This is a genomic window from Oscillibacter sp. CU971, assembly GCF_905219725.1.
Taxonomy (GTDB): Bacteria; Bacillota; Clostridia; order Oscillospirales; family Oscillospiraceae; genus Oscillibacter.
Genome location: NZ_CAJMXG010000165.1, coordinates 1 through 6,722, shown reverse-complemented (window position 1 = coordinate 6,722; position 6,722 = coordinate 1). Strand labels below are relative to the sequence as shown.

The window sequence follows — 6,722 nt, the reverse complement described above, 5'->3', positions numbered from 1 at the left end:
GCCCCCCGCTCAGGCCCAAACCCCTTCCGCGCAGAAGCCCGCCGCCGGGGACCAGGCTCCCGCCGCCACCGGCGAGGAGGCCGCGAAAAGCGCCGCCTTCACCCACGCCGGGGTTTCCGCCGCCGACGCGGAAGCCGTCCGCTGCAAGCTGGACTGGGAGAACGGCCGCCAGGTCTACGATATTGAATTCTGGGTGGGCAATACCGAATATGACTACGAAATCGACGCCTCTACCAACGCCGTGCTGGAGTCCAAGCAGGAGCAGAACAGCCGCCCCGGCGGGACCGCCGCCCAGCAGCCGGGAAGCTTTATCGGCGAGGAAGCCGCCAAGAGCGCGGCCCTGTCCCACGCCGGAATTTCCGCCGCCGACGCGGGCTATGTGCAGTGCGAGCTGGACGAGGACGACGGCCGCTGGATTTATGAGCTGGAGTTCCGGGCGGGAAGNGTGGAGTACGAATATGAGATCGACGCCTCCTCCGGCACGGTGGTCAAGGCGGCGCAGGACCGCTGAGCCCGCGATTGAAAAAGAACTGTAAACATTCGGGCTTTCTGTTGCGTTTTACCAAAGGATACGCTATACTAGACGCTGTAGCTAACGTGATTAAAACCGGGCCTTCCGCAGGACCGGAATATGAAAGGGGATCTACAACCATGGCGTTTAATTTCGATGAACTGACCCGCAAAGCAAAGGACGTAGCCAACAAGGCCGCCGACCGGACCAAGGACGCCGCGGAGCTGNTNAAGCTCAACGTGGCCATTTCCGGGGAGCAGAAAGAGATTGACAAAAACTACCGCGCTATCGGCGAGTGGTTTGTCAGCGAGTACGAGGGTGAAATCCCCGACGCGGTGCGGGAAGCCGTGGAAGCCGTCAATGCTGGCAAGGCCAAAATTGCCGAGCTGGAGGCCAGCAAGCCCGTGAAGGAAGAGCCCGCTGGGGAGGCCGAAGAAGCTCCTGCCGGGAAGAAGTGCCCCATCTGCGGCGCGGAGTCCGACAGCAAATTCTGCCCCCAGTGCGGCGCGNCCATGGGCGAGTAAACGGCCCGCCGGGATGCCCCCGCTTTGAATAAAAACGTTTTTCCGGAGAAGGCCTCCGCAGACGCCTATGCGTCATGCGGAGGCCTTCTCCTTTTGTTTCTGCGACTCGGAGACCAGGCGGATTTATCCGATTTTACCGGCCCTCAACAGGCCGGACTGCGCCCGCGGCCCTGCACACGGGTTGCTTCACAGTTCCATCCACTCGTCCTCTCCAAAACAACCGTTTCCGGCGGCTTTTGGGCTTTCGGCCTGCCCAGCTCCACGCCTTTTCCCTTTGCGGCGGCTATGCCCTCTGCCTAACGCTGTTTAATGCTGATCCGATCTTGTTCGTTTATTGTACCCGATGGCGGCGTATTTCCAGACATCACCAAGCCTTCCTCCGGCATAAGCCGGAAAAAACAGCGGATACTAGCTTTTGCCAGAGTGACATACAACCATCACTTTATCAAAGGAGTTTTTCAATATGAAGGCAACTGGAATTGTGCGCCGGATTGACGACCTTGGCCGGGTGGTCATCCCCAAGGAAATTCGCCGCACCATGCGTATCCGGGAGGGCGACCCCCTGGAGATTTACACCAGCCGGGACGGCGAGGTGATTTTCAAGAAGTATTCCCTGCTGGGCGGCGTGGAGGATTTCGCCGGGCAGCTCTGCGAGACCATGAGCCGCTCCACCGGCTGCATCTGCGCCGTGACGGACCGGGACACGGTCATCTCCGTGGCNGGAGGCGGCAAGNGGGAGCTGCTGGGCAAGCGCATCACCTCCGAGCTGGAGCAGATCATGGAAAGCCGCCGCATCNACCAGNANGACGGCGGGGGAAACCCCATCCCCGTCTGCGACGGCAGCGACAAGCTGGTCACCAACGTGGCCGCCCCCATCCTCTCCGAGGGGGATCTGCTGGGCATGGTGCTGTTCATCGGCACGACGCCGGGCATCGCCACCGGGGACACGGAATACAAGCTGGCCCAGACCATCGCCGCCTTTTTGGGGCGGCATATGGAGGCGTAAGCCCTTGATGCGCATGGGAAATGGCCCGGTCGGAAGACCGGGCCCCGCAAAGCGGGATCGCCTTTTACGGAATCCGGCGCGTAATTGCGGGGCCCGCACCCCGGTACAGGCCATTTCCCATTTTTTCAGGAGGTCATACAACCTTCACTTATCTGCAAGACAAAAGACATCATACAACTATGTAGAAATATGACCACATGCACCCCGGGTATTTTGTCACATCCTCCATTGACAGCGGGACCTTTTCAGGTGTAAGCTTTAACACAACAAAGCGATACGGAAANCGGCGTTGATGGAGAAAAGTACCGGAGGGCGTTCCGCCCCAGTGAGCGGGGGACAGTGAGAACCCCGCGCAAAGAGCCTCCGGGAAGAACACTCCGTAGCTCCAAGCTGAACCCGGGGGGCCTCTCCCTTCCCCGGCAGTAAGCGCGGCGGGTTGTGATCGTTACCTCACACAGGCTTGTTGGAGCCTTGAAGGTGACCGCCCCCGGTCAGACGGGGAGGTAAATCATGTGNCTCCGCGGATAGNAGCTATTCGTCCTGAATGTTCAGGAGATAGCTGCGTTTTTATTTTCNCAGACGGGAAAGCCATATCAATTCGGAGGTGCTTGTTATGTGTTCGATTATGGGTTTTGAGAAAAAGGACGTCACGCGGGAGGAGCTTCAGCCCTTCTTTGCGCGCACGAAATCCCGGGGGCCGGATATGTCCCGCGTTGTGGAAACCNCAACAGGGTGGCTNTGCTNCCACCGGCTGGCCATCATGGGCCTGACTCCGGAGGGGATGCAGCCCTTCCGGCTGGGCGGGGACTATCTGGTGTGCAACGGGGAAATCTACGGCNTCCGGCCTTTGAAGCGGCAGCTTCAAGAGCGGGGCTACTCGTTTCAAAGCGGCAGCGACTGCGAGATTCTGCTGCCCCTCTACCGGGAGTACGGCCTGGAGATGTTCGCCCGGCTGGACGCGGAATTCGCCCTGGTCCTCTACGACGGGAGGACGGATTCCCTCATCGCCGCCCGGGACCCCATCGGCATCCGTCCCCTATTCTACGGATATGACCGCTCCGGCGGCATCGTCTTCGCCAGCGAGGCCAAGAACCTGGTGGGGCTGTGCCGGGAAATCCGCCCCTTCCCGCCGGGGCACTACTACGCCGGGGGAACCTTCGTCCGCTACGCCGATTTTACCACGGTAAGCGAATACTGCCGGGACGACCGGGAGACCGCCTGCAAGCATATTCGCGATAAGCTCATCGCCGGGGTCGACAAGCGGCTGGACGCCGACGCGCCTTTGGGCTTCCTCCTCTCCGGCGGGCTGGACTCCAGCCTGGTCTGCGCCATTTCCTCCGTCGTGCTGGGGAAGAAGATCCGAACCTTCGCCATCGGCATGGACAAGGACGCCATCGACCTCAAATACGCCCGGGAGGCGGCGGAATACATCGGGGCCGACCACACCGAGGTCTATATGACCCGGGAGGAGGTCCTGGCGACCCTGGATGAGCTGATTGCCCTGCTGGGCACCTGGGACATCACCACCATCCGGGCCAGCATGGGCATGTACCTCTGCTGCAAGGCCATTCATGAGCGGACGGACGTCCGGGTGCTGCTGACCGGGGAGATTTCCGACGAGCTCTTTGGCTATAAGTACACAGACTTCGCCCCCAGCGGCGAGGAGTTCCAGAAGGAGGCAAAAAAGCGGGTGGATGAGCTTTACATGTACGACGTGCTCCGGGCGGACCGCTGCATCTCCGTCAACTCCCTGGAGGCCCGGGTGCCCTTCGGTGACCTGGATTTCGTGAAATACGTCATGTCCCTGGACCCCGAGATGAAGCGGAACACCTACGGCATGGGGAAATACCTGCTCCGCCACGCCTTTGAGAAGGACCGCCCCCTGCCCGAGGGCATCCTCTGGCGGCAGAAAGCTGCCTTCTCCGACGCCGTGGGCCACTCCATGGTGGACGACCTGAAAGCCTACGCCCAGGAGAAATACACGGACGGGGCATTCGAGGCCCTGCGGCACAAGTACGATTACCACTGCCCGCCCTTCACCAAGGAGAGTCTGCTGTACCGGGAGATCTTCGAGAAGCACTACCCGGGACAGGCGGCGATGATCCGGGATTTCTGGATGCCCAACAAGTCCTGGGAGGGATGCGACGTGGACGACCCTTCCGCCCGGGCCCTGAGCAACTACGGCGCCANCGGACAATGAACGGCCCTCTTCCGGGCCGGANGTTTAGAAGTATTACCAATTGTGTTTGCATCGTTTTATGTTACGATTTAACATAAAGGTATCATGAAGCGGTACACTTCCCGATATCGGGAAGGAAGATAGTTGGAAAGAAACCCAGGAAGGGTGTCTTTCCTTTCAATCAAACGTTTTTCAACGAGTTGAAAAACGTCCAGCCTGCCGAACGCTTTCGGCAGGCATGAAATTGAGGAGGAAACGATTATGAGTACTACCTTGCATCTCCCCGAGCTCTTCGGCAGCCAGGTCTTCAACGAGGAGACCATGAAGGACCGCCTCTCCCCCGCGTCCTACGGCGCTTGGAAAACCTGCGTCACCGAGGGCACGGCCCTGGACATCTCCACCGCCAACGAAATCGCCGAGGCCATGAAGCAGTGGGCCGTGGAGCGGGGCGCCACCCACTTTACCCACTGGTTCCAGCCCATGACCGGCGTCACCGCCGAAAAGCACGACAGCTTCATCAGCCCCACCGGCGGCGGCCGGATCATGATGGAGTTCTCCGGCAAGGAGCTGGTCCGGGGCGAGCCGGACGCCTCCTCCTTCCGCTCCGGCGGCCTCCGGGCTACCTTCGAGGCCCGGGGCTACACCGCCTGGGACCCCACCTCCTTCGCCTTTTTGAAGGAGGGCTCCNTCTGCATCCCCACCATCTTCTGCTCTTACTCCGGCCAGGCCCTGGACAAGAAAATGCCCCTCCTCCGCTCCATTGAGGAGGTCAGCCGCCAGGCCATCCGCATCCTCCGCCTCTTCGGGGACACCGAGAGCCGGAAGGTCATGGCCCAGGTGGGCCCGGAGCAGGAGTATTTCCTCATTGACAAGCAGCTCTTCGGCAAGCGGAAGGACCTGCGGATGACGGGCCGGACCTTATTCGGCGCCAAGCCCCCCCGGGGCCAGGAGCTGGACGACCACTACTTCGGCGCTATCAAGCCCCGGGTGGCCGCCTACATGAAGGACCTGGACGAGACCCTGTGGGCCCTGGGCATCCCCTCCAAGACCAAGCACAACGAGGTGGCCCCCTCCCAGCACGAAATGGCCCCCATCTATACCNACGCCAACACCGCCTGCGACCAGAACCAGCTGGTGATGGAGGTGATGAAAAAGGTGGCGGACCGCCACGGCCTGGTGTGCCTCCTCCATGAAAAGCCCTTCGCCGGGGTAAACGGCTCCGGCAAGCACGACAACTGGTCCCTCTCCACCGACACGGGGAAGAACCTCTTCAAGCCCGGCTCCACCCCCAGCCAGAACGCCCGCTTCCTCCTCTTCCTGGCGGCCTTTGTCAAGGGCGTGGACGAGTACCAGGACTTCCTCCGCACCACCGTGGCCACCGCCGGAAACGACCACCGCCTGGGGGCCCAGGAGGCTCCCCCCGCCGTCCTCTCCATCTTCCTGGGGGACGAGCTGAACGCCGTGGTGGATTCCATCATCCAGGGCACCGAGTACACCGACGCCAGCAAGAAAACCCTGGAGATCGGCGTGGACGTGCTCCCCGCCATCCGNCAGGACACCACGGACCGGAACCGGACCTCCCCCATGGCCTTCACCGGCAACAAGTTCGAGTTCCGCATGCTGGGCTCCTCCCAGTCCATCTCCGGGCCCAACATCGCCCTGAACACCATCATGGCCGAGGAGCTCAAGCAGTTCGCCGACGAGCTGGAGTCCTCCGCCGACTTCCAGGCCGACCTCCAGAAGCTGATCCGCCGGACCTTCACCGAGCACCAGCGCATCATCTTCAACGGAAACGGCTACGACGGCAACTGGATTGCCGAGGCGGAACGCCGGGGCCTGGCCAACCTCAAATCCACCGCCGACGCCCTGCCCGCCTATGTCCAGCAGAAGAACATCGACCTCTTTGTCAAGCNCGGCATCTNNACGGNGGAGGAGGTCCGGGCCCGGTATGAGATTCATGTGGAGAACTACCGGACGGTCCTCTCCATCGAGGCCAGCACCATGATCGACATGATCCGCCATGAGATCCTCCCCGCCGTTTCCGGCTGCGCCGCGGAGCTGTGCGAGCGGGCCTTTAAAAAGAAGGAGATGGGCTCCAGCTGCCGCTACGAAACCTCCACGTCCCAGAAGCTCTCCGCCCTGACGGACACGCTGATGGACGGCTGCGCAAAGCTGGAGGCGGACCTGGCCGCCATTCCCTCCGGGGCGGAGACCGCCATGCGGTACTGCCACGACGTGCTGATCCCCGATATGACCGCCGCCCGGGAGACCGCCGACCAGCTGGAAGCTCTCACCGACGCCAAGGCGTGGCCCTTCCCGGTGTACTCGGAGCTGCTGTTCTCCGTTTAAACGGTCTCCCCAAATCCCAGAAAAACGCTCAACGGCAAAGCCGTTGAGCGTTTTTTCAAGTCTTGGGCGCGTCCCCGTTCTTATTCCACCGGCGTCCCCCGCGGTAGGGCGGGCGGCGGCGCTTGTTCTCCCCGGCGGGGCAGTCCTCCCGCT

The 6,722-nt window shown here is 61.7% G+C and carries 5 protein-coding genes; all 5 read left to right on the top strand.

Going from position 1 to position 6,722, the window contains the following annotated elements; genetic code table 11:
- A partial coding sequence (locus JX325_RS11190; protein WP_204791206.1) for a PepSY domain-containing protein occupies window positions 1-511 on the top strand: 511 nt, incomplete at its 5' end.
- 140 nt (window positions 512-651) lie between these two features.
- Entirely contained in the window at window positions 652-1,035 is a 384-nt protein-coding gene (locus tag JX325_RS11185; protein WP_204791205.1) for a zinc ribbon domain-containing protein, read from the top strand.
- 463 nt (window positions 1,036-1,498) lie between these two features.
- Window positions 1,499-2,041 carry a stage V sporulation T C-terminal domain-containing protein gene (locus JX325_RS11180; protein ID WP_204791204.1) on the top strand — a complete coding sequence of 181 codons (543 nt, stop codon included), beginning with the start codon at window positions 1,499-1,501 and terminating at the stop codon, window positions 2,039-2,041.
- A 613-nt stretch (window positions 2,042-2,654) separates the two neighbouring features.
- The gene (asnB, locus tag JX325_RS11175; protein ID WP_204791203.1) at window positions 2,655-4,241 is read left to right on the top strand and encodes an asparagine synthase B; all 1,587 of its coding nucleotides are present in this window, start codon (window positions 2,655-2,657) and stop codon (window positions 4,239-4,241) included.
- A 240-nt stretch (window positions 4,242-4,481) separates the two neighbouring features.
- The gene (locus tag JX325_RS11170) at window positions 4,482-6,569 is read left to right on the top strand and encodes a glutamine synthetase III (RefSeq protein ID WP_204791202.1); all 2,088 of its coding nucleotides are present in this window, start codon (window positions 4,482-4,484) and stop codon (window positions 6,567-6,569) included.
- Window positions 6,570-6,722 lie beyond the last annotated feature (153 nt).